Origin of the sequence: Pedobacter westerhofensis, assembly GCF_900182595.1 — a bacterium.
Lineage (GTDB): Bacteria > Bacteroidota > Bacteroidia > Sphingobacteriales > Sphingobacteriaceae > Pedobacter > Pedobacter westerhofensis.
On record NZ_FXTN01000001.1, the window covers coordinates 313,989 to 338,174 of the forward strand.

Here is a 24,186-nt window from a genome sequence, read left to right on the forward strand (position 1 = left end):
ATGTATAACTACTTCGCCAAAATCTGTATCAGCGTATTGTCAAATACGAGTTACGGATTCTAAACGACTTTAAACTAATGATTTATGACGCTAATTTTACTGAACTTCAAGCCCGTCAATGCTCACATCTTTAGCATCGACAGAAAATATACGCAATTTATATGTCCCTGCATTGATCATTGTGCCTGTATCTGTAGTGATATAACTCCATTTTCCCGGTTTGGTTTGCGCTAATTTGATGATTTGCGGTTTCTTCATCACTGTACCGTCCAAAGCGAAGACTTCAATGCGGGCATTCAACTCAGTAGCAGAGGGATTATGATATTTTAATGTCAGGGAATAGGTGTCGGCTACCCCTACAGCAATCTGAAACTCAATAAAGCTCCCTTGATCCTGCTCAAACTTTAGTCTTTCTTTTCCCATCAGGGATGCTTTGATCATGCCCCTGGAGGCAGAAAAAGCATTTACTGCCGGGTAACTGACAGCTTTTTTTAAATCAAATGCAGGGGCCAGACTGTTTACCGGGTTTACTGCGATGATCATGGGCACTGTAAGTCCTGATCCTGCAGTCAGTTCTACACGGCTGCCCTTCGGGTACCTTTTTTTAGTAACTTCAAACTGCCGGCCTTTATTATCAATGATAAGGGTTCCTGTAATTTCTTCAGCAGCTGAGGCCTGGTTTTTTTCAGATGGGCTTTGAAGTAAGGCTGTATATACCTCTGCATCACCTGTCATCTGAAATGAAACCATCCTGCCTTTATCAATTCTTACCCATTCTGCACCAAACAGATTTGCAGGCAGGCTGGAGAATTGACCGCCCGTGTCCATCCAGGAAAAAAACTGATGCTTACTTCCATCAATGAATAAGCTGTCTGCTATTGCAGCTGATGCTTGCGCGGGATTTATTAGATGGTTTTTACTTGCTATCGCAATTGCGGAAATCAGCGCCTCAGCAGCTTTCACATGTGGAAAGGAGATGCTGAGCTGCCCTCCTTTAACTTTTACGGTGATAGTTTTTTTTAATGCGCCGTCATGGCCTGCTTCTTTCCAGATGTCCAGATCTTTCAGCACTACCTTATCATTTACGGCAACATCAAATAACCTCCAGCCCGTACAGTCCATGCCCCCGCCTGTCCCCAGCCAGGGCTCTGTGAAATACAGTTCTACCAGGTACTCTCCGTCCGGTACAGGGAAATCAAACTTCAGCTGCTCCCTTCCATAGCGGAAATCCTGAAATAACTTCCAGTCACGCGTTCCCCTGATCGGGTCAAACGTTCTGCGCTGACTGGCGAAAAAGGCCGGTGTTCCCGGAAAGTCTGCAGTCCAGGAGCTCGAACCCCAATGTGAAGGAGCATCCTTCTGCCGGTCGGCCTGCCAGATATTCCCAAGCTGATCTGTATAATCCGGCCCTCCGGCATTTACCCTGTACAAATAATGATATCCCGGTTCGGGTTTAAGCGCCGTAGAATTTTTATAAAAATCGCTGAAATGCGGGGCAACAGGGAGCTGACTCAAAATGATCTCATCTTTGGCTACTGCCTTACCATCCACATAACCGATGGCGTATAAAACGTTATAACCGATCCTAACATTGTCCCATTGAAAGTGGGTGCCTTTGCCTCTGTTCTTTTTCCTGCCGAGGGAAAGGTGATTCACATCATTGAAAAGTTCCACCTCATCGCAGTTGGAATATACAGAAATGCTGTCCTTTATCCCCGGCTGCAGCCATCTGTCCGGCCAGGTATGTGATACGATATATACCATAGGCGATGTCTGCCGCGGCGCATAATTAGCGCGGTATAGATAATAAACGTCCAGCGGTTCTTCCCAGGGAGTAAGGAGTCCCTTATAGTTTACCGGGCCAACCCTGTCCAGTTCCCTGAGCCCCTCTCCCCCCTGTACCCTGCCGGGATTATCATGTGAGTTGAACAGCCAGAAGAAATGTCCTGCAGTTTTATCCTTGGCAGTTTCGGCAAGCCTGATCTTGGTTTCCATCAACTGCGACATGCGCTCTTCGCTAAACACTCCATTTTGCACAAATGGCCCTTCCGTATGCAGGTCTAAAGTTCTCCACGCACCATACTCACCAATCAGCACCTGCCTTTCCAGGTCTTTTGCATAATCTTTTGGATCCCCGCCATAGGTACCCGTCCAGTTCTGGGGCACATCCCAGTCCGTTCCCCTGCCCCCATTGCAGGTCGTTACTTTACGCTGGCGGGATGCAGTGGGGTCCATCTCCCTGATGATCGCCGTGCATTCCCTGGCAAAATCTTCAGGCAAGGTACTTTCATTCTCCAGCCCCCAAAGAACTACCGAAGGACTGTTCCTGCGTTCTTTTACCCATTCCCTGAGCAGGGTCTTAAAATTCTGCCTGAACTCCGGCGTATCATACCAGATATGCGCTGCCATTTGTGTCCAGCAAAGGATTCCCAGCTGGTCCCAGTATTTCAGGTAGCGCAGGTTATGGGGCTGGTGGGCATCCCTGAAAGCGTTAAAGCCTGCCGCTTTGATCTGCATCACCCTCGAATAGATCTGTTCTGCACTGAACGCATGGCTGTTGCCCATCAGGTGTTCATATTCTGCAATGCCATTGATAAAAAAGGGCTCGCCATTGATCAGAAAGCGCTTATTGTCAGGTGTATTGCCAACCGGCCAGCTGATCGTGCGGATGCCGTAGGTGGTTTGTTCTTCATCAGCTATTTTGCTGCCCCGGATGACCGTGCTTTTCAGTGTATAGAGATAAGGATTGGCGGGCGACCATCGTTCAGGCTGATGCAAAAGCATTTGCTGCGGAATGACAGCTGTTTCTCCCGGTTTCAGTAAAACCTTTATCTCTGCTGCAGCAACTGTTTCACCTGCTGCATTTATCAACCGGCTGTGCAGCCTGAGCTGCTGTACATACGATCCATAGTTTTTCAATTCAGTGGTCATCTGTATCTGAGCAGAACGTGCAGAAACAGCGGTATCATTCCATATATGTACGCCAAAAGGCTCAACCCTGATGTCGTTGGTTACCATCAGTTGTACCGGTCTGAATATTCCCATTGGCTGCGATCCTTCAGAAAATCCCCGCTCGGCGGAGCTTCCCCCATCTACCCATGGGAGATCCCGGATCCCCGCGGGATGGTCCGCACGAACGCTGAGCGTATTCAGCCGGTTATTCAGCAGGATTGCCTTTGTCACATCCAGCGTAAAGGTAGTTCTGCCCCCGGCGTGTTTGCCCACCAGTTTGCCGTTCAGAAAAACGGTGGCGTAAGATCCCACACCCTCAAAATACAGGAAAAACCTTTTGCCTTTTTTGTTTAAACCTGTTCTGAAGGTTTTGCGGTACCAGGCGTAACCATGGCGGTTTCCTGCCAGCAGCCTGCGGTACCCTTCATATTTGTCCCAGGTATGAGGTACGCTCACTTTCTTCCATTTGCCATCATCATAACCGGGCTGCTCAAAACCATCATAGGCATGGATGTTTTTGTCAGACACTATACTTTTCCAGTTTGCGTTCATTGGAATAATTATCCTTGGCGCATTCAGGGCATTGTCTGCAGGCTCTGCCTCAGCCCTCGCCTGTGCCCTAGAATTTATCTTTTCAAGCAGCCCGTTGAGCATATAACTTTTGCCGGCTGTGGTAGGCAGATGAAGGATTTTTCCATTGTACCGCAGCCAACATTCTTTTCCTGCTTTGGAGAAAATTTCAACGCGCTGCAAAACATGTCCTTTCCATTTCAGGTTCAGCACAAAACCACCTCTTGCACAAATACCTTTCACATTCCCGTAAGAGAAATCAGCAGGCAGGGCTGGCAGCAGGTCTTTGTATTTGGTATGGCTTTGGATCAGCATTTCGGCAATGCCGGCTGCTCCGCCAAAGTTTCCATCAATCTGAAATGGGGGATGTGCATCGAAAAGGTTAAGGTATGCCCCGCCGCCTTTTTCTACCGGACTGATCAGCATCTTCAGCATTTTCATTGCATGATCGCCTTCTTTAAAGCGCGCCCAGAAATTGATCTTCCAGGCCAGGCTCCAGCCCGTACCGGCATCTCCGCGGTAAATCAGTGATTGGCGTGCAGCTTTCATCAGCTCAGGGCTCTCGTCCCAGGTCATATCATTTCCAGGATGTACGCCCCATAAATGTGACACATGGCGGTGGTTGCTTTTGGGATCGTCCTTATCCTCCAGCCATTCCTGCAGCTGACCGTACTTACCGATCTGCCCGGGAGCGATCTGTTTATATTTTTCTTCAAGGATTTTACTGAAGGCTGTGTCCCTCTGCAAAATACCGGCAGCGGCGATACAGTTCCTGAACAGCGTCCTGATGATCTGGTGGTCCATGGACGGCCCCGCAACCAGCCCGCCATTCTCAGGCGAATTTGAAGGGGTGCTGATCAGCCATCCTGTTTTTGGATCTTTTACCAGAAAATCAACAAAGAACTCCGCAGCAGCTTTCATTTTTGGATAAGCCCGCTTTGAGAGAAAAGTTGTGTCCTGCGTAAACAGGAAATGTTCCCATAGATCCATAGTCAGCCAGGCCGCTCCGCTTACCCAGATTCCATGTGTGGCAGAATTAATCGGTGCTGCGCCTCTCCAGATATCCGTATTGTGATGTACCACCCAGCCTGCTGCATTATAATGTACTTTTGCAGTTGCTGTGCCGGTTGCAGAAAGCTCATCGATCATGCGGAACATGGGCTCGTGCATGGGCGACAGGTTCAATACCTCCGAAGGCCAGTAGTTCATTTCTGCATTGATGTTAGTGGTATATTTACTTCCCCATGGTGGCGCCAGCAGGTCGTTCCAGATCCCCTGCAGGTTTGCGGGCTGGGTGCCCGGTCTTGAACTGGAGATCAGCAGGTACCTGCCATACTGGAGAAACAGGGCGGCAAAGGCCGGATCTTTTGCCGTTTTAAACCGGGCTAACCTGATATCCGTAGGGAGCCGCTGGTTTTCATTTTTACCCAAATCAATAGAGAAGGTATTGTAGTATTTCTGATATTCGGCAAGATGCCGCTGCATTACATTTTCAAAAGTTTTTCCCCTTAGGTTGGCGATCACTTTTTTGCATTGTAATTCAGGATCACCTGAAACATCCGTATAATTAACGAAGTTGGTTCCTGCAGTAAGGTACAGCATAACTTCATCAGCATTGCTGACCGTCATCAGCGCACTGCCTTTGCTGTTACTGACCATTAGCTTCCCTTTTTTAAGAACTGCCTGCAGATAACTCTGCCCTTTTAGCGCTCCGTTTTTTACCTGCACAGCCATACCTATGGTGCTGCCGTCAATCCTGCGGAACAGATTTTGCTGATGGGGGCTGCTCAGGGATGCAGTGAAACTGATGCTGCTGGGTTTACTGGCTGTAAGATGAACTACAATCACATGATCAGGCTGGCTGACAAAGTATTTCCTCGTATAAATAATGCCCCCGGATGTATAAGTGGTGGTAGAAACCGCAGTGCTCAGATTGAGCTCCCTTCTGTATCCCTGTATTACCGGGGCACTACTACCAATTTTGCCATGCTGCAAAAAATCCAGTCTGAGGTCTCCAAATGGCTGATAGTCTGCCTGGAAATGCGGCACTTCGGGGGGATTCTGATCCTGAATTTTGTATTTCCATTTTTTGTCAAAATAGATCGCCCTGCCGCTTTTCCCGGCTGCCGGATGAATGGAGATGCGGTTACTGGTGTCTTTGTAACCGGCAATTCCTCCCTTGTCAGAGAAATTGAGTACCTGAACGGCAATTATATTTTTACCTGCCCGGAGGGTACCGGCGGGGATCAGGTATTTACGACTGACAGCATTCCCATCAGTAGCGCCTGCCAGTTTTCCATTGATGTAAGTAAAATCCTGGTCGCGGATCTTATTAAGATCCAGTACCAGGTCTTCAGCAGCAAGTTCTGTGGTCAGCATAAAAGTTGTTCTGAACCATACTGCCCCATCCAGCCCTTCGAGGCCCGCGGCTTCCCATCCCTCAAAAGAGGGCACCTGCAATGTTTTCCAGCTACTGTCATCATACGCTGGTAAAGCAGGATTTCCGTCCATCCCTTTTAAGGCCAGCATGTCCGCTGTCCATGCTTTTCTGTCACCGGCGGGACTTTGGAGGCCCATAAAGTTAGCATCGGCGAGTTTTTCTGCTTCTGCCTGTTTACTTTCTGCAAGGAGCTTACGTATCTGAGGCAAATATGCCGCTGCCCCGGGATGGGTGTAATCTCTTGGCCGTCCTGTCCATAAAGTTTCTTCGTTAAACTGTATCCTGTCTGTATCTGTGCCACCGAAAACCATCGCTCCCAAGCGTCCGTTACCTAAGGGCAGGGCATCTGTCCATTTGACCGCAGGCTGTTTATACCACAACCGGTTGTCGGCCGGAGCTGCAGTGCGCAACCGGTTGGTTTTTGCCCCACGACGATCCTGATGCTGCGCATTAACCTTGCTCAGGCATAGGCAAGTGAATACAACTGGAATCAGCAATAGAGATCTCATTTTCTTTTAATAGTCCTTAATCACGCCATCAATATTCAGTTTTTTCACGCTCTTTGCCTCGATGGCGGGCCCGCTTACCGTGTTGATATGTACCTCATGAAATGAAACCTGCTTAGCTTCTTTAATCACGAACCCCGTTTTTGCATCAATATTGATATTGCTGAAAGTGACATTCTCTATCGGCATTTCTGCCAGTCCGTTCAGATATCCGGCCGCGTTTGCCTGTGCCGTGATATTGCTCAGATGGATATTGCGGAATACCGGCGTGCGTTCTGACACTGGCTCCTCTTTAGTTTTGGCATACTGCATATCCAGTACGATGGCCTGCAGGCCAATATTTTTCATGATGATATTATCTACCCTGATATCTTCTACTACGCCACCCCTGCCCCTTGCCGTTTTGATCCTGATGCCCCGGTCTGTGCCGTCAAAAATGCAGTTGGAAATCGCGATCTTTTTTACGCCGCCAGACATCTCACTGCCAATCACTACGCCGCCATGACCGGAAAGCATCGTGCAGTTGGTAATCGTATAGTTTTCAGCAGGTATCGCCATTTTTCTGCCTGCCCTGTCTTTACCTGATTTGATCGTGATACAGTCGTCCCCCACGCTGATATGGCAATCCGAGATATGTACATATTTACAGGATTCGGGGTTAATCCCATCCGTATTGGGCGATATGGGGTTGTTAATCGTTACCCCTTTTACCGTTACATTCTCACAAAATTCCGGGTTTACTGTCCAGAATGGCGAATTACAGATTGTTATCCCTTCGATCAGCAGATTTTTGCAGTTCATGAACTGTATAAAAGGAGGCCTGAGAAAACCCAGCTCTATCCATCCGGGAAGGTCCGGTGCAATCACATCCTTATTCAGCCGTTTAAATTCATCCTGCCATTTTGATCCGGGTGATTTTTTTACTTCTTTTTCGGCATAGTCCCACCATTTTTTGCCATGTCCGTTGATTGTTCCTCGACCTGTAATGGTGATATTTTCAAGATACTCTCCGTAAAAAAGCGGCGAGAAATTCATTACATCTGTTCCCTCCCAGCGGCTGCGCACCATCGGCAGATAGTCGTCAAAATTATCACTGAAATGCAGTTCGGCCCCTGCATCAAGCAGGATCGTAATATTGCTCTTCAGGTGTATCGGGCCGGTGAGGTATTTGCCTGCCGGAAAATAAATCGTGCCTCCGCCAAGCCTGGCTGCTGCATCAATTGCCTTTGCAATCGCTGCCGTCGCCAGTTTGCTGCTGTCTCTTTTTGCACCATATTTCAGCACATTATAATAATCCTGGGCAGAAGCCATTGATGCTGAACAGATCAGCAGGCATACAGCAGCAATTTTTAAAAGTTTCATCCTGTAGCAACAATTCATCTTTTGTACATTATATTAATTTAACTTTTAGCTGTTTCAGTTTGGCAGCCTTTCCGATCATCCTGCCATCAGCGAAAATGATAAGGCCTTTGCCCTTCCCATATTTCTTGCCCTCCCTGTCCCACAGGATGGTCAGATGACGGCCATGGTAAAGCACATTATCCAGGCAAAACCAGTCCCAGGTCTGATCCGGAATCAGGGGATAAATCTCAACAATATTGTCTTCCCTGGGTTTTAGCCCAACGAGGTCACTGATCACTAAATCTGTAAATCCGGAGTGGTTATAAAAACGGCTGCGCGGGTTATCGCCCTTTAGCCATTCGCCTGTTTTCTCATCCTGATATTCCCCGATATACGTTTTTCCGTTCATCACATGGGAAAGAGCGTATTTATGGAATTCGTTATAAAATACAGCGGCAGACATGTTTGCCTTCGATTTATAGTTGGTTAGCAGATTAGACAGTGCTTTCAGGCTTTGGGTAGTAGCAAAAGGCCATATGGGCCCATCCCATTCGCAACCATGGCCTGATCCGTGTGTACGGAACAGGGGATGTCTCCGCTCTGCGGTAGTTAAGCCCCAGGGTGCGGAAAATCCTGCTGTATCTGTCAGCTGCTCCCATGCCCGGGCATATTCTGCACGGTCCGGAGGCAGGTTAAAATACCATGGGATCAGCCCGATGGCCTCCCTGGCATCAGAAAATCCGCCCTTTTCATTTTTCACTTTAAAAAATGAAGCATCCTTATCCCATAACTGCTCCACAACAATCTTTTTGAGTTCCTGTGCTTTTGCGCGGTATTTTTGTGACAGGCTGTCAACGCCAGTAAGTGCAGCCATTTTTGACAGGGCATCGGCATTACCATACATATAACTATTTATGGTGGGCCTTATATTCTTTTCCTTCCTGGAGCCGCTGATGGATTCTTCCATGGCATCTTTTACATCATACTGCCAGAAAGAATGGTCGGGAAGCCGGCGTTCGGTTTCCCATAACTGATAATCCAGGTTTAGCGCCGGAAGGCTCTTTTTAATAAATGACTGATCTGCATTTACCAGGTACAGTTTGTAAACCGCATCGTCTATCCAGCTGCTGAAATTGTGCAGATGGGGCTTCTGAGCTGCTTTGTCTTCCTCCAACCAGAACGTGATATATTTTTCTGCAAATTCCTTATTGTGCAGCCATCTTGATTCATAGATCTGGTGCCCAAGGGCACTGCTGATCGCGTTGTATTTACCGCCGTGTTTCATCGGTGTGATAAACTCATTGAACACATATCCGCCGGGTGTTTGCTTCAATTGCTTCCGCAGCGTCCACCACCGGTAATAATAAATCTTTTGGATAGCACTGTCCGGGCATTCAAATAGCGGGACCTGGGAGGATAACCATTGATAGGTATCAGCATTGCTGACATAGTTTTTTACATCTTCCGGATCCAGGGAGTTAAAGTAGGAAATATCCTGCTTCATGATTCCGGGATCAAGTATCAGAAAGCCTTTTTCTGTTGCCTGCTGTGCCTGCGCTGCGTAAGCGGTAACAACAAACAGGCAAACAGCTATATATTTAATTCGGTTGATGATCATATACTTTTATAAATTTTTTAAAAGCGTTATTGACGTCTTTATATTTTGATATCATGATTCAATAGATATCTTTATTCAAATAACCAGTCGATATCTTTGCTCTTCCCGTCGATGCCGGCATTATAGATATGTATGTTCTCCTGTTCGTCAATAAACCCCAGTATGGCGCAGGCACCCTTAGCTAAGGTAAGTGTTTGTGTTCCTGCAGGAAAAGAATACGTGTGGATATTTGCAAGCGGAAAACCGCCTATCATTAAGGCATTGGATAATTTAGCCTCTGCCTGCCCGTAATTATTGGCCGAAGCATCAGTTTCCAGTTCAGGGGCTGCAAGATAATCAGGCCTTTTCTGGTTAAAAAAAGCCACCAGAACCTTAACCGGCCTTGCCGTTTTAAACTGCAGTACCGTTCCCTTTTTGATCTGCTCTGCTTTATTCAGCATGATTCCTTTTAATCCGGACAATTCAGGAGCAAATGCTGTCACTGCAGCAGAAGTATCCGCAAACACAGGGCTTCCTTTTTGCATCAGATATGTGCCGGCCATGGGGCTCAGTATTGTTACCTCTGCATTTCTAAAAGGCTTAAGCGCTACCGCCTGCTGAGCAGCAGGGCTGCGCAGCGAATCAATATGTCTTTTAAAATTTGCCAGTTCCTTTTCATATACCGGCAGCATTTCCTTCCAGTGGATAAAAGTTTTATCTACTCCCCGCATCGGGATCTTACGCTGTTTGGTCTGCATGCTGTTTGCGTACAGATAAGTCTCATTGGTAAGTGCCGTAAGTTTGGCATAATGCCTGACGCTGCTTTCCAATAGTGGCAGCGCCAGGTCAAGATCGGCCAGCTGGCCAGAATATTTGTATCTCAGGATCATCAGTGCAGCTTTCACTTTCTCTGCATAAAAAGCGGCCATTTCCAGGTAGCAATACATATCATTCCGTACACGCCCAAATTCATCTTTGTTTCTGGTGTTAAACGGCGCTGCCAGCTCAATTGCTTTTACCGCTTTGTCGCCATGTGCTACGACTTCTGCAGCCACCTGCACCGGGGTCTCGCCAATATGTTTCTCCTTTTTCCAGTCTTTTTCTGCGTATTCAATAATCATTTCACCCTCCGGTGCTTCAGATTCATACAACAGCGTAAACAGTCCGTAACGGAAGGGATTGATCAGCTGCGTCATCAGCATGCCTAGAGTCAGTGTTTGCCTGTTGCCATCGGTAATCCCGTATCTTCTTAGTAGTTTGGGCGAGATCTCACCGGATTCTTCGTACGCTTTCAGGATCTCTTTTCCATGTTCGGGCTGCATACCAAATTTATCGCCCAACTGTGCGCCCCAGTAATTAATTTCTCCTTCCCTTTGACGGCCCGCCTTCCAGGCATAACGCGCCCATTCCTTGTACCAGAGCCAATCGCGCTCCATCTCCAGCAAACGGTCTTTGTTATTGTCGGCCGCATAAGGCCAGTCCCAGTACGAAGCCTGAGGGTACAGGTGCAGGCCATTGGCATGGTAGGTATGATGCATCGCCTGCACGGATTTCTGGATAAAATCAGCAGATCCGTAACGGAAAGGTTCAAGGTTAGCCAGGATATGAACGTTTTCAATATGTACCGTCCCAATTGCGCTGAGTGTGCGGTGCAGTTCGGCCCAGCTGCCACGGGGGGTATAGGTAGTGAGCGCTTCGCCATTAAATTTGGCTTCGGTATACAAGTTTTTGTACAGAGGCAAGGCACTTTTCATTACCCTTGGTGCATCAGTATCATGTGCCCGGAGTACTATCGGCGGCTCGTCAGTCCTCCCCAATGCTTTCAGGCCATCCTGCACCCCGGGAATGATGGTTTTGGTGAACCAGTCCACGTCATCCTGCCCCACTCCTTCCATGGCCTCGCCAAGGGCGACAAGCAGACCTACATTAGGGTATTTTTCTACAAAGGCCGCGATCGATTTCCGCGTATAATCAGCAATCAGCGGGATGATCGGCCTGTTCCTGTCCTGTGTTTTGAGATGATGTTTCTCTGCAAAGGGTTTGGGAATGATAATATTGTAAAACATCTGGATCACCCAGATGCCCCTTTTATCTGCCTCTGTGGTCAGAAACCTGTACATCTCCTCATTCTTTTTAAAGGTGGCATCATCTACCTCTACGGCGTAGGGATAATCTTTAAGCCTTACCAGTGAAGAAAAAGGATGTCCGTTCCAGAGGTACAATGAATTGTACCTGTTTTCTACCAGCATATCCAGGTATTTGATCCATAGGTTTTTATCATAAAACCAGGGGAATGTACTTTCTGTATAAGGATATTCATATACATCCCGCCCCGGCAGGTAATCTGATTTCTGAAGTCCGATCGCAGTACCTCTGAGTACCATTTCAGGCTGATCAGTTAAGTTTAGTTTTTCAGGTATTTTACCGGTGTGCCTGATTTGCTCAGCAAGTTCAAGACATCCGTAGAGCACCCCAGAATCGTCCATTCCGGAGATGATCAATTTATCTCCGGTTGTGGTAATCGAAAATCCTTCTTTATGCGTATTTGCCGGCGATTTGGTAGCCTGGATAACCGGGTCAGCAGACTTACCAATGAATATTGTACGGTACCCAGTTCCGGTTTTGCTTTGCACCGGTTCTGCTTTCAGCCTTTCGGCGGGCTGCAAAACTACTTTAATGTGATGAAGCTGCAATGTGGCCGCCAGCTGGTCAATTCCATATCTGATCCTGGGAGATGCCCCGGCAGCGTAAATAATTGTAATGTTTTTTGCAGGAGATGGACTTATTTTTTTCTCCGGATCCGTTGCCGCATGCGTTATACCGGATGTATATAAAATAAAAAATAGCAGTATTCTGTTCATACATTTATTTGGCAGATAGCGGTTAATTCAAATATCCTCTCATTATTTGCCATTCATTTATAGTATTTTCACAAAATCATATACAATGTTGTCAAAAACTTCAGATCCTATAACAGCTTTGTTAAATTCATAACATTATTGAACCAATTATAAATTTATTCATGAACACGATCAAAAGCCGTATGCTCCTGCTTTTACTTTTTTGTTTTGCCCTGCTGAATACTGCGGCAGCACAAACAAAGCTGGCCTCTATCTTTACCGACAATATGTTGTTGCAGCAAAAAGAAGCGGTAAATATCTGGGGCTGGGATCAACCCGGACACAAGGTTTTGGTCACTACTTCATGGAACCATAAAACCTACAGCGGAATCACCAGCGGCGAGGGAAAGTGGACGGTCAGGATCAATACCCCTGCCGCGGCAAAACAAGCCTATCAGATTACGGTAAGCAATGGCAAGCCGCTGATCCTTAAAAATATCCTGATTGGCGAAGTCTGGCTTTGCACTGGTCAGTCCAATATGGAGATGCCCCTGAAAGGGTTCAAAGGACAACCCATTATGGGTTCCAATGACCTGATCCTAAAATCAGCCAATCCATATATTCGTTTATATACCGTTCCCCGTTCTTCCATCACTACAGAACAGGAAAACAGCAAACCCTCAGCATGGAAAATTGCGGGGCCAGAGGCCGTATCAAATTTTAGTGCCACCGGTTATATCTTCGGAAAACTGTTACAGGAGATGCTGGACATACCCATCGGACTGGTCAATGTGAGTTACAGTGGTTCTTCTGCACAGGCCTGGATGTCGGCCGCAACGCTGAAAGCGTTCCCCTCGATAAAAATCCCCGCTAAAGAAGATACCATTAAACTTGCGAGCAGAACCCCAACCACGCTGTACAATGGCATGATCCATCCTGTTACCGGTTTTAATGTAAAGGGAGCGATATTTTACCAGGGAGAATCCAACTACGAAGACCCAGACCTGTATGAGAAACTTTTCCCGGCACTGGTTAAGGAATGGCGTACCGAGTGGAAGAACGATTTTCCTTTCTATTATGCACAGATTGCCCCTTACAATTACAAACAGCTGCCCCCAAACCTGGATGGCGGGAAGTATAATTCTGCCTACCTGCGCGAAGTACAGCGCAAGTCGGTTTCAGTAATCCCGGGTTCGGCGATGGCTGTACTGATGGACATTGGCGAAGAAAAGAGTATCCACCCGGTGAATAAGGAAGCGGGAGGAAAACGGTTGGCGCTGCTGGCCCTGGCAAATACCTACGGCTTAAAAGGATTTGGTGCAGAAAGCCCCGCATATCAATCGCTCGAGATCAGCGGGAACAGCATTTCCGTAAAATTTGCCCATGCAGGAAACGGCTTAACAGCCTTCGGAAAGGAGCTTACGCAGTTTGAGATTGCAGGGGCTGACAAGGTTTTTTATCCTGCCAAAGCGGTGATTAAGGGAGAAAACGTAGTCGTGTCTGCGCCTGAAGTAGCCAGCCCTGCAGCGGTACGATATGCCTTTAAGGATTTTGTGCTTGGACAGCTTTACAACACTGAAGGGCTGCCCGCCTCTTCTTTCCGTACTGATAACTGGTAGAAAATGAAGAATATACTCTTCAGCGTGATCGTATGTGCTGCATTGTGGACTTATAGCCTATCGGCTCAGGGCCAGCCCCTGCCGTCCAGTCTGGTCATCAGTGATTACAACCCGGTCTGGACTTCGCAAAGCAGCAGTTCTGCCGATTCGATGCCCTGCGGAGGCGGAGATATTGGCTTAAATGTTTGGGTAGAAAAAGGAGAACTGCTTTTTTACATTGCCCGGAGCGGGACGTTCGACGAGAATAACGCGCTGTTAAAGTTAGGCCGGGTAAGGATCACTTTAAGCCCTAACCCCTTCGAAGGAAAAACCTTCAGGCAGGAGCTTGTGCTTAAAGATGGCTATGTACAGATTAAGGGTGCAAACGGGGATTTATCGGCAGATATCAAAATTTGGACAGATGTATTTCAGCCTTTGGTAAAGGTGGAAATCAGCAGCAGCAAAGCGATCAGTGCTACCTTTGCCTATGAGAGCTGGAGAACGGAAGACCGGGCCATCACAGGCAAAGAGAACAACAGCAACTCCTGGAAATGGGCGCCGCAGGGAGATGTAAAAACATTCAGGGACGAGATCTCTTTTTCAGGAAACAGTATTCTCTTTTATCACCGCAACCAGAAAAATACCGTTTTTGATGCGGCTGTAAAACAACAGGGACTGGAAAGCATTAAAGATTCACTGCAAAATCCGCTGCAAAATCTCACGTTTGGGGGAATGATGCGGGGAACAGGCTTAAAACCCTCGGGCATATCTGATGGCAAATACTTAAATACCGGTTTTCGCGGCTGGAAATTAACATCAATCCGTCCCTCCAAAAAGCTGGAAATGCAATTAATACTGCATACTGCACAAACCTCAGGCTTAAAAGCCTGGCAGGAGCAGCTGGCCGCTGTGGTAGCCGCAGGCAAAAAATCAAACTCCCTGAAAACCATAAAATGGTGGAACGCGTACTGGAACAGAAGCTTTATATACATCAATGCCAAACCCGGCTCAGCAGAATGGCAAATCGCACGGAATTACCAGCTTTTCCGCTATATGTTGGGCTGCAATGCCTATGGCAAACTGCCCACCAAATTCAACGGCGGCCTGTTTACCTATGATCCGGTTCAGGTTGATTCAAGCTATCGTTTTACGCCCGATTTCCGGAATTGGGGAGGTGGTACGCATACTGCCCAGAACCAGCGCCTGGTCTACTGGCCGATGCTCAAAAGTGGTGACGCAGAATTGATGAAGCCCCAGTTTGATTTTTATCTGAATGCGTTAAATAATGCCCGGCGCCGTACGCGTTTTTACTGGAACCATGAAGGCGCTTCGTTTACAGAGCAGCTGGAAAATTTCGGGCTGCCTAATCCTGCAGAATACGGATGGAAACGCCCGGCAGGTTACGACCGGGGAATGGAATATAATGCCTGGCTGGAATATGAATGGGATACGGCACTGGAATTTTGCATGATGATCCTTGAAAGCCAGCGTTATGCAGCTCATGACATCAGGAAATACATGCCCCTGATAGAAAACTGTCTTGATTTCTTTGATGCACACTACCGCTACCTTGCCCTCCGGAGAGGAAGCAAATCACTGGATGCAGATGGGCACCTGGTTTTATACCCGGGTTCAGGTGCAGAAACTTATAAAATGGCTTACAATGCAAGTTCCACGATCGCAGGGCTTAAAACCCTCCTTGGCCGGCTGCTGGAACTGCCGGATGGACTGCTGAACCAGCAAAAGAAAAAACGGTGGTCGGCCATGCTCCGCAGCATACCTCCCATTAGCTTCCGCAATTTCGAGGGACATCCAACGATATCGCCTGCTGCGCATTGGGAAAGGATAAATAACACGGAAAGCCCTCAGCTATATCCTGTATTCCCCTGGGGGATTTTTGGTACAGGCAAGCCGGGACTGGATACAGCGCGCAATACGTATCTGTATGATAGCGATGCCCTGAAATTCAGAAGCCATGTGGGCTGGAAACAGGATCATATTTTTGCGGCCAGGCTTGGCCTCACAAAGGAAGCAGAAAGGCTGATCCTGTTGAAAATGAAAGATTCAGGGCGCAGGTTTCCTGCATTCTGGGGGCCAGGGTTCGACTGGGTGCCAGATCATAACTGGGGCGGATCGGGAATGACCGGTATGCAGGAGATGCTGATGCAGACCGATGGTAAAAAGATTATGCTTTTTCCGGCCTGGCCTAAACAATGGGATACGCATTTCAAACTGCATGCGCCGTATCAAACCACTGTTGAGGCAGTATTACGAAATGGCCGGGTGGAAGATCTGAAGGTAACCCCGGAAAGCCGGAGAAAAGATGTGGTCATCCTGCTGGATTAAAGAGCCTCCGGTATTCATTCCATAATGATCACCGGAGGCTATTTAAATTCAACTGACTTATCTCTCAGCCAAAGGAAAATCTGCACTGATCGTCAGATCTTTCAGGCTTTCAAAGTTTTCCCGCATCATGTCCACTTTCTCCAGAGCCATTTTATAAGCAGGTTCGCCCAGCAATAAACGCAGCTGATGATTTTCAGCTTCCACAGCTTTGATGATTGCTTCTGATCCCCTTACCGGATCTCCCTGTTGTTTACCGCTGCTGTTCTGACTGGCGGTCATTCTTGCACCAACGGTAGGTTCGTAATCTGCGATTTGTGTAGGTGTACGCGAGGTAGAACGCCCGGCCCAGTCGGTACGGAAGGGTCCCGGTTCAACCAGCAATACTTTGATCCCCAGCGGGCCAACTTCCTGCGACAATGATTCAGATAATCCTTCTACCGCAAACTTGGTAGCATGGTAATACCCGGTCGAAGTAAATGCCCTCAGGCCACCGATTGATGAAAAGTTAATGATGTGGCCATGTTTTTTATCGCGCATACCAGGCAATACTGCCTGGATCATATTCACCAATCCAAAAAAGTTTGTTTCAAACTGAGCCCTGATTTTCTCCTGTTCACCTTCTTCAATACTGCTGAAGTATCCGTAACCGGCATTGTTTACCAGTACGTCAATTTTGCCGAACTTTTCCTGAGCTGCTTTCACTGCCGATGCAATCTGGTCCTGATCTGTCACATCCAATGAAATCACCAGTGAAGTATCTTCATATCCTTCAGCAATATCATTGATCTGGTCTGTTTTTCTGGCCGTAATCACGGCGTTCCAGCCTCTGCCCAGTATCAATTTGGCAATCTCCCTGCCGAAACCTGTAGAACATCCGGTGATAAACCAAACGGGTGCATTTGTATTTCCCATAATGTTGTTATTTAGTAATTTTAGTTACCGTGAATAACAGCAATACTTTTAACGTGTTCTCAGAATTTTGTAAATTGTTTGTTTCTTTACCAGGATGGCGGCTGCTCTGTCAGCAACTTCACCGGCCCCAGCAATCCGGCTTCCTGTAAAGCCAGCCCATCCAAACGGTAAGGCGCCGTGGTTTGCGTGATACGTTGTGCCTGAGGCAGCCGATGATCTCCTATCAGGCGGTTTGCCCAGGTATTGGTAACTGCTATTTCAATATGGTTCTCGCCCTTTTTAAGCAGTCCGCTGATATCCAGTCTGAATGGCGCTGTCCAGAGCGTGCCTGCCTCTTTTCCGTTTACCTTTACTGTTGCAATGTTTGCTGTTCTGCCCAGGTCCAGCCATATTTTACCGGCAGGGATTTTATTCAGCTGAAGGGATTGCCTGTAGACCGCTGTACCAGAGTAATAGCGGATCAGCGAGTCTGTACTTTCTGACCAGTCTGCCAGTTCCTTAAACAGAACCGGCTGTTTGCGGCCGCCGTATGCGGGATCAAATGAGACCTGCCACACAGATGGCAGGGCCTGCAGGGTCTTAAAATCAGCAGCATAAATCTCAGCATGTACTTTGCTATCCTTAAAGATCACAAAAACCGCGGCATTGGCTTCAAGCCTCAGCGGAATAATGATTCTGTCAGCAGCCCTAGTCATTTTTTTAACGCCCAGTATACGGTCACTAACAGCATCGTATATATAAGGGAATTTATCCATTACCCTGAAAGATACACTTATGTTGCGTAGATGCTCCTCTTGATTGGAGATAAAATAAATATCTTCTTCATTGCTTCTGCGGTGATTCCACGCGATCCTTTTAGCCTCGGCACCTGTATCATCTTTCAGCAGCACGTCTGCTGCAATGCCCAGTTTTTCAAAGCTGCTTTCCTGATATGCACCTTCATCCGCGGTGAGGTAGATTTTAGCACCTGCTTTTTTCAACGTCTCTACTTTTGACTTCAGTACTGATGATAAACTGGTACCAGCCGGATCCATGGGATTACCAACTGGAAAAACAAGCAAGGCATAGTTTGCTCCCGAAGGGAACACTACCCTTCCATCTTTTACCGTGGCCCGCATCAGCACATCAGGATTGAAAGAATCATAGGCATAGCCATGCAGCGGATCTGTCCAGTCCTGAGGGTCGGTAATATTTGCCGAATGGCGCACTCCCGCAGGAGATTCGGTTAAAGGCTGTCCGATATTTGCCAGCCGCGCTTCCTCTCTTTTTACCGCTTCCTCACCAATAATTCCCGGAAGTGTTTTTACCAGCCGTTCCGGAAGCAAAGCCCGGCGGGGATATTCTTCGCCCGTAAATACGGCAATATCTGTAACAGGTTTGCCTTTCTGGAGCCAGAGCTGGGTCCTTGCAGCATAATCTACCCATGCTTTTCCAGGTTTCCACCAGGTCTGGTCGCGCTGAAAATAAAGTCCCACCCCATCCAGCGTCATACCCGGTTTGCGGTCTGCCCAGGGGTTATGCGCAAACACATGGTATACAAGCTTGTTGATTCCCAAAGCATAATTTCTATCCTGTAAAGTCTTCAACATCCCGGGATGTTCATTCCAGGCCATCCTTACCGTGGTAAAAGCCTCGGCCTGTACAATGTTTTTCCCGTAGATGTGCGCGCCTGATATCGCGTCGAGCATATCATTTGGCTTGTCATGTGTGGGGCTGTTGAGCCAGAATTCTCCCATGGGGATATCCACCTTTTGATAATGCAGCATGCCGTCGCTCATCATCGTCGGCGCTACACTTTCAGCCGTAAATACCACGCCTTTTTCTTTAGCCAGCTCGGCCAGGGTTTGATAAAATGTATCCGCTACCAGTTCGGCAATCGTTTTCCTGATATCGTACAGTACCAATTCCGACTTTTCTGCGCTTTGTACAGGAATGCCTGATATCACAGGCAACCAGGGCAATAAGTCGTACCCTCTTCTCTTTTTAAATTCCGCAGGAAATACGTCCGACCAGTTCTGGCTGCCACATTCCCAGCTGTCAACATGGAAAACCCGCAGCACCTCTTTTGCCAGTTCCGGCCCCGCCTGCCGGATGGCCTCTCCGTACCAGGAGCTGAACTGTAGTTTGATCGCTGCTGCGTTAAATTTATCAACTTCCAGCCCGGCACCTCCACCACCTGTAGCATTGGTATGCCCGGTTGAAGTATGTCCCATCCTTAAGATTGTCCATTTTCCCGGAGGCACTTTCCAGGTTAAGACACCATCCGCTGAAAGATTTTTACTCAGGCTGATGATCTGCGCAGCGGGAACACAGGATGATGCAGGCAACTGCTCTGCGGTACTGCGCTCGCTTACTCTCCAGATCTCTCCATTTTTACTTTCAAACTGATTGATTTTTGGTGCTGAGGATAATTCCAGTCCTGTGAGTTTGAGCGATGGCTTCCATTTCGCTGCATCGAGGTCTTCGGCTCCGGGTTCAGACCCTGCAGGATCATAGGTAAACCTGTAGAACTTTGCCGTTACGGGGATGATCGAATGGGTAACATCGGCATCCGTATCCTGCCAGCCATGGCGCGGAGGCTGGAGCCGCCCCAGCGGTTTGAAAGTTTTCCCGTCATCGCTCACTGCCAAAAACAGGCGATGTGCCTGATAATTATTTCCGCCTGTACGGATGGTGATGCTCCTGCAGGTAAAAGGCTGGTCAAATTCATATTGTATCCAGCAGGGCTGATCTGTTTTAAATGCAGGAACAGGCTTGGCATCAACACTGTAAGTTGAAGCACTCAGCGCCTCCGCTTCTTTGGTTTTAACCTTCAGGCTGGTCGTGACTTTAGGCTTTAAGTTTCCCGATGAGTTTTCACTGCCCTCCTGCGCCGGGAAAGCGTAGACCGCAATATCCCTGTAAAAATTCTCTTTGCTTTGTGGCTGAGGAAGCTTAATCTGCTGTGGATCTTGTTCTGATCTGCCTCTCTGTTTAGCTCCCCTTACAGTCAGCTGGCTGGACACCACTTTTTGCATAGAAAGTTCAGGTGTGATCCAGGGGCCACCGGCCAGTGCAAAACCATCACTTACGTGCATGCCGATCTGTAAATCTAATCTCGCAGCCTCCTGAAATGCGTAACGCATCATCTCCCACCATGCGGGGCTCAGTTGTTCTGTTGCCGGCGCAAATACCGGCGGTTTAGCTGCTCCCTGTATCGGCATCAAATACGCTCCGCCAATGCCCGCAGCTTTCATTGCTTCAAGGTCTGCGCGGATACCCGCTTTGGATACGCCCGCCTGTATCCAGTACCAGAATACCCAGGGTTTTGCAGATTGCCTGGCCTCTGCAGAGAACATGGGCGGCAATGGAGAATTCTCTATCTTCTGCCCATGCACAGGCATCCGGATCAAGGCGATGATCAACAAGATGATGCCAGTTACTGAACGCTGATGTCTTAACATTTTACTCATTGATCATGGTATATTAACGACTGCTGAGCCTAAAAACCGTTTCTCCCAGGTCCTGAGCCTTCGCTTTTATATAAATATATCCCGGCTCTTCGCCAGACCTGATGATGACCATACATCTTCCTTTAAAAGCTTTTATCTGTGGCGCTTTAAATGAAGAAATATTCGCCTGATAACCGTTGTCCACACCTGCAAGTGTTCCATTGCCTTCTACGGAGAAGGAGATCAGCTGTGCGGCATCAGGAACCACATTTCCCTGTTGATCAGTTACCTTCACCGTCAGGTATGAAAGGTCATCTCCATCGGCTATGAGCTGGGACCTGTCGGCCTCCAAAACAATCCTGGACGCTTCGCCTGCTGTATGTACCTCCGAAGAAAGCACCTCTTTTCCGTTTTTTCTGGAAACTGCTTTCAGCACGCCCGGTTCAAAATTCACTTTCCATGAGACATGCAGGTCGTTTTCCTTTTTTCTGGTACCTAAGGACCTGCCATTTAGAAAAAGCTCTACTTCATCGGCCTGGCTGTAATATGCCCATACATCCACGGTGCTGCCCGGCTTCCAGTTCCAGTGCGGGAATACATGGAGCACAGGTTTGTCCGTCCATTCGCTCTGGTACATGTAGTACACGTCTTTCGGGAAACCTGCCAGGTCTACAATCCCAAAATAAGAACTCCGTGCAGGATATGGATAGGGAACCGGTTCTCCGAGATAGTCAAAGCCTGTCCACACAAACAATCCCGACATAAAATCCCGTTTCTTCACTTCTTTCCAGGCCCGTTCATGACTGGTGCCCCAGTAGGCAGCGGTATTATCATAGGCAGAAGCTGTCCAGTCGGCATTTCCATTGACCACATACTTTTGTTTGCCACTTGCCGGCCAGAACCGCAGCGTATCCGAAGACTGATATACACCCCTTGTTTCCAAGGCAGAAGTTGTTTCAGAAGCAATAAACTTTTGTCCCGGAAAGTTCAGCGGCAGCTTGTCATAATCTTCAAACTTATAATTGAAGCCCAGTACATTCAGGGCTTTTGCTTTCGCGATGTAATTCCTGCTGCTGTCGGTTTCTGTCAGTGCAGAGATCACAGGACGGGTCGCATCAAGTGCTTTTACTATTCCTGCAAGTTCCCTGGTAATGCGGGTTCCTGTGGTATCAAACTGCTCCCTGATCTCGTTACCAATACTCCATAGGATTACCGAAGGATGGTTCCTGTCTCTTTTGATCATATCCTGCAGGTCGCGCTTGTGCCATTTTTCAAAATCCAGGGAATAATCATATTTGTTCTTCTTCTTTTTCCACATGTCAAACGCCTCGTCCATCACCAGAAAGCCCATTTGGTCACAGAGGTTCAGTAATTCTGCAGCCGGAGGATTGTGTGAAAAACGTATGGCATTGCATCCCATTTCCTTCAGGATTTCCAGTTGCCGCTGCATCGCCCGGCGGTTTACAGCTGCTCCGAGGGCACCCAGATCATGATGCATACACACGCCCAGGATTTTCATGGACTGCCCGTTCAGCGAGAAACCCTTTTTACTATCAAATGAGAAGTACCTGATACCAAGGGTGGTACGGTACTCATCCAGGAGTTCTCTGCCTGCTGAAATCCGCGTAACCAATGTGTACAAATATGGATCCGCGGGCGACCATAACCTGGGTTGATCAATAGTAAAACTCTGGTCTGCCTCTGTCAATGAATCTTTTAATACCTGCTGTTTTTTTACGGTGGTTACCCTTTTCCCGGCTCCGTCCAGCAATGTCAGCTCAATCTCTGCCTGCACAGGTTTTGCACTGGCCCCTGCTTGTTTTCCGCTTGTATTTCTCAATACCGTTAACTGCCTGATGGTTGCCTGCCCGGCAGTTACAGCTGGTGTGCTCACGGAGGTCCCCCAATGATCCACGGCGATATCAGCTGTAGTCACCAGTCTTACATTGCGGTAAATCCCGGAGCCTGAGTACCATCTGGAATTGGGCTGTTTAGCGTTATCAGCTTTTACGGTAATCAAATTTTCCCGCTGCCCAAAATGTACAAAAGGCGTAAGATCGTACCGGAAAGAGATATATCCATTTGGTCTAATACCCAAAAGATGGCCGTTGATCCAGACCTCACTGTTTCTGTAAATACCTCCAAAATCAATATAGATACGACGGTTTTTTAAGTCCTTGGCCAGATGGAAAGTCTTGCGGTACCAGCCGATTCCTCCCGGCAGGGCACCTCCGTCGTTTCCCGCAGGATGTGCGGCACTGAAGTTTCCCTCAATGCTCCAGTCATGCGGCAAGGCTAATTTTCTCCATTTCCTGTCGTCAAATTCAGGTGCATCAGCACCTTTGATATCTCCTGAAAAGAATTTCCAGTCCCTGTTAAAATCCAGTTCCAGCCTTTTAGAGTAATTAAGCCCTTTCTTTCCTTGCGCGAACTGTTTTTTGTCTAAAGCCTGTGCAGCAATTCCTGCAGCCCAACCCACCGTAAAAATCAAAAACCAGATCAGTTTAATCCTCATCATTTTTCCTTTCTGCAGCAACAAAATTCAGTGTGCTTTTACCCAAATCTTTTGATGTTGCTACCGCAATTCCGCGCTGCCCCGCTTTGTTCACAGCGCAGTAATAATGATAAACCACACCATTGTACTTCACTACAAATGATTTATGCGCAAACACCTCATCATAAGGCTGAGAGGATTCAATCAGGTTTGCCCCGTCCCAGTCTGTCCAGTTTACCAGGTCTCTGGAAGCAGCAAACCTGTTGAAACCTCCCTTGCGGTCTGTCCAGAATGCCCCAAAATAAAACATGACGTATATATCATCCATTTTTTGAATCACAGCATCGCCGGTAATCCCTGCGGGATGATGCATTACAGGTTCCTTTTTAAATCTTTTCCAGCTGAGCATATCATCTGATACGGCCATCCCTATTCTTTCATACCAGCGGGTTTTGATATTATTTTTCGCAGAATCTCCATTGGCATTGTAATACATCACAAATTCATGTCCTGTTAATTTCTTCGGATCACGTATCACTGTACTTTTAAATATTTTCCTGTTTTCCCACCACCGCACATCTTTATCTTTGGCCGTAAGCACAGGTTTGTCCTGCCTGTTCCATTCATGTGGAACCGAAGGATCTGTATTGGTGTGTGCGATTCCGATTGACAAGTCTCCTGCTTCATACCCTCTGGTATTTCCACCGAAATACGACATCCAGTATCTGCCCTTGTATTTTTTCCAGGTGTAGCTCCCGCCCCATTCAGAATCCTGCAGGGCGATATAACCGGCTTTCTGGCTGGCATCCCAGTGTGTACTGTCTGCAGAGAAGGACAGCAGTTTTCCTTTTGTATTCCAGTTCAGCAGGCTATCACTTTCTGCCAGCCATGTCTCGTATCCCCTGCCGTCAAAGATGATGTAAGTCATATACCATTTATTCCCTTTGCGAAACACGCTTGGGCAATCCAGTTTTTTATCATTGGATAACGGAACCACTGCAAGCCCGTATTTGTACGGGGTTTTTATTTCTTCGTACAGTTGCTGCATTTTTTCCTGGCTCAGCCCGGTTTCAACTGCAGCAGGCGACTGTGCGCTTACAGCCAGGCAAAAAAATGAGGCAAGGATCAATAAGGGTATGGCTTTACAATTTGGCATGGG

The 24,186-nt window shown here is 47.7% G+C and carries 10 protein-coding genes; 2 read left to right on the forward strand and 8 right to left on the reverse strand.

From position 1 onward, the window contains the following. Positions 1–96 precede the first annotated feature (96 nt). The 4 genes from FN831_RS28040 to FN831_RS01340 form a co-directional block, all read right to left on the reverse strand. Entirely contained in the window at positions 97–6,471 is a 6,375-nt protein-coding gene (locus FN831_RS28040) for a glycosyl hydrolase family 95 catalytic domain-containing protein (RefSeq protein WP_246101274.1), read from the reverse strand. Between the two features lie 6 nt (positions 6,472–6,477). Then, the gene (locus tag FN831_RS01330; RefSeq protein ID WP_142526394.1) at positions 6,478–7,830 is read right to left on the reverse strand and encodes a glycoside hydrolase family 28 protein; all 1,353 of its coding nucleotides are present in this window, start codon (positions 7,828–7,830) and stop codon (positions 6,478–6,480) included. 28 nt (positions 7,831–7,858) lie between these two features. Next, entirely contained in the window at positions 7,859–9,427 is a 1,569-nt protein-coding gene (locus FN831_RS01335) for an MGH1-like glycoside hydrolase domain-containing protein (RefSeq protein ID WP_142526395.1), read from the reverse strand. A 71-nt stretch (positions 9,428–9,498) separates the two neighbouring features. Beyond that, positions 9,499–12,267, reverse strand: coding sequence for an alpha-d-galacturonidase (locus FN831_RS01340; RefSeq protein ID WP_142526396.1), 2,769 nt, complete (start codon positions 12,265–12,267; stop codon positions 9,499–9,501). Positions 12,268–12,428: 161 nt separating this feature from the next. On the opposite strand from FN831_RS01340, the gene FN831_RS01345 reads away from it, so the two are divergent. Both FN831_RS01345 and FN831_RS01350 read left to right on the forward strand, forming a co-directional pair. Further along, positions 12,429–13,865 (forward strand): sialate O-acetylesterase, encoded by a 1,437-nt coding sequence (locus tag FN831_RS01345; RefSeq protein WP_221931230.1) that lies wholly within the window; start codon positions 12,429–12,431, stop codon positions 13,863–13,865. 3 nt (positions 13,866–13,868) lie between these two features. Next, positions 13,869–16,190: a DUF5703 domain-containing protein gene (locus FN831_RS01350; protein ID WP_142526397.1), complete on the forward strand. Its 2,322-nt coding sequence runs from the start codon at positions 13,869–13,871 to the stop codon at positions 16,188–16,190. A gap of 57 nt (positions 16,191–16,247) precedes the next feature. Here the strand turns inward: FN831_RS01350 and FN831_RS01355 are convergent, their stop codons facing one another. The 4 genes from FN831_RS01355 to FN831_RS01370 all read right to left on the reverse strand — a co-directional run bounded on the left by FN831_RS01355 (position 16,248) and on the right by FN831_RS01370 (position 24,183). Next, positions 16,248–17,102, reverse strand: a complete 855-nt coding sequence (locus FN831_RS01355) for an oxidoreductase (protein ID WP_142526398.1) — start codon at positions 17,100–17,102, stop codon at positions 16,248–16,250. A gap of 86 nt (positions 17,103–17,188) precedes the next feature. Then, complete coding sequence (locus FN831_RS01360; RefSeq protein WP_246101276.1) at positions 17,189–20,554, reverse strand: glycosyl hydrolase; 3,366 nt, start codon at positions 20,552–20,554, stop codon at positions 17,189–17,191. Between the two features lie 13 nt (positions 20,555–20,567). After that, positions 20,568–23,051, reverse strand: a complete 2,484-nt coding sequence (locus tag FN831_RS01365) for a glycoside hydrolase family 2 TIM barrel-domain containing protein (RefSeq protein ID WP_142526399.1) — start codon at positions 23,049–23,051, stop codon at positions 20,568–20,570. After that, positions 23,038–24,183 carry a glycoside hydrolase family protein gene (locus FN831_RS01370; protein ID WP_142526400.1) on the reverse strand — a complete coding sequence of 382 codons (1,146 nt, stop codon included), beginning with the start codon at positions 24,181–24,183 and terminating at the stop codon, positions 23,038–23,040. The genes FN831_RS01365 and FN831_RS01370 overlap by 14 nt, the downstream gene beginning before the upstream one ends. Between the last annotated feature and the right edge of the window lie 3 nt (positions 24,184–24,186).

Bases quoted from the DNA above. Each gene is read 5' to 3' on its own strand.
- FN831_RS28040 (WP_246101274.1), bottom strand. From the start codon at position 6,471: ATGAGATCTCTATTGCTGATTCCAGTTGTATTCACTTGCCTATGCCTG.
- FN831_RS01330 (WP_142526394.1), bottom strand. From the start codon at position 7,830: ATGAAACTTTTAAAAATTGCTGCTGTATGCCTGCTGATCTGTTCAGCA.
- FN831_RS01335 (WP_142526395.1), bottom strand. From the start codon at position 9,427: ATGATCATCAACCGAATTAAATATATAGCTGTTTGCCTGTTTGTTGTT.
- FN831_RS01340 (WP_142526396.1), bottom strand. From the start codon at position 12,267: ATGAACAGAATACTGCTATTTTTTATTTTATATACATCCGGTATAACG.
- FN831_RS01345 (WP_221931230.1), top strand. From the start codon at position 12,429: ATGAACACGATCAAAAGCCGTATGCTCCTGCTTTTACTTTTTTGTTTT.
- FN831_RS01350 (WP_142526397.1), top strand. From the start codon at position 13,869: ATGAAGAATATACTCTTCAGCGTGATCGTATGTGCTGCATTGTGGACT.
- FN831_RS01355 (WP_142526398.1), bottom strand. From the start codon at position 17,102: ATGGGAAATACAAATGCACCCGTTTGGTTTATCACCGGATGTTCTACA.
- FN831_RS01360 (WP_246101276.1), bottom strand. From the start codon at position 20,554: ATGAGTAAAATGTTAAGACATCAGCGTTCAGTAACTGGCATCATCTTG.
- FN831_RS01365 (WP_142526399.1), bottom strand. From the start codon at position 23,051: ATGATGAGGATTAAACTGATCTGGTTTTTGATTTTTACGGTGGGTTGG.
- FN831_RS01370 (WP_142526400.1), bottom strand. From the start codon at position 24,183: ATGCCAAATTGTAAAGCCATACCCTTATTGATCCTTGCCTCATTTTTT.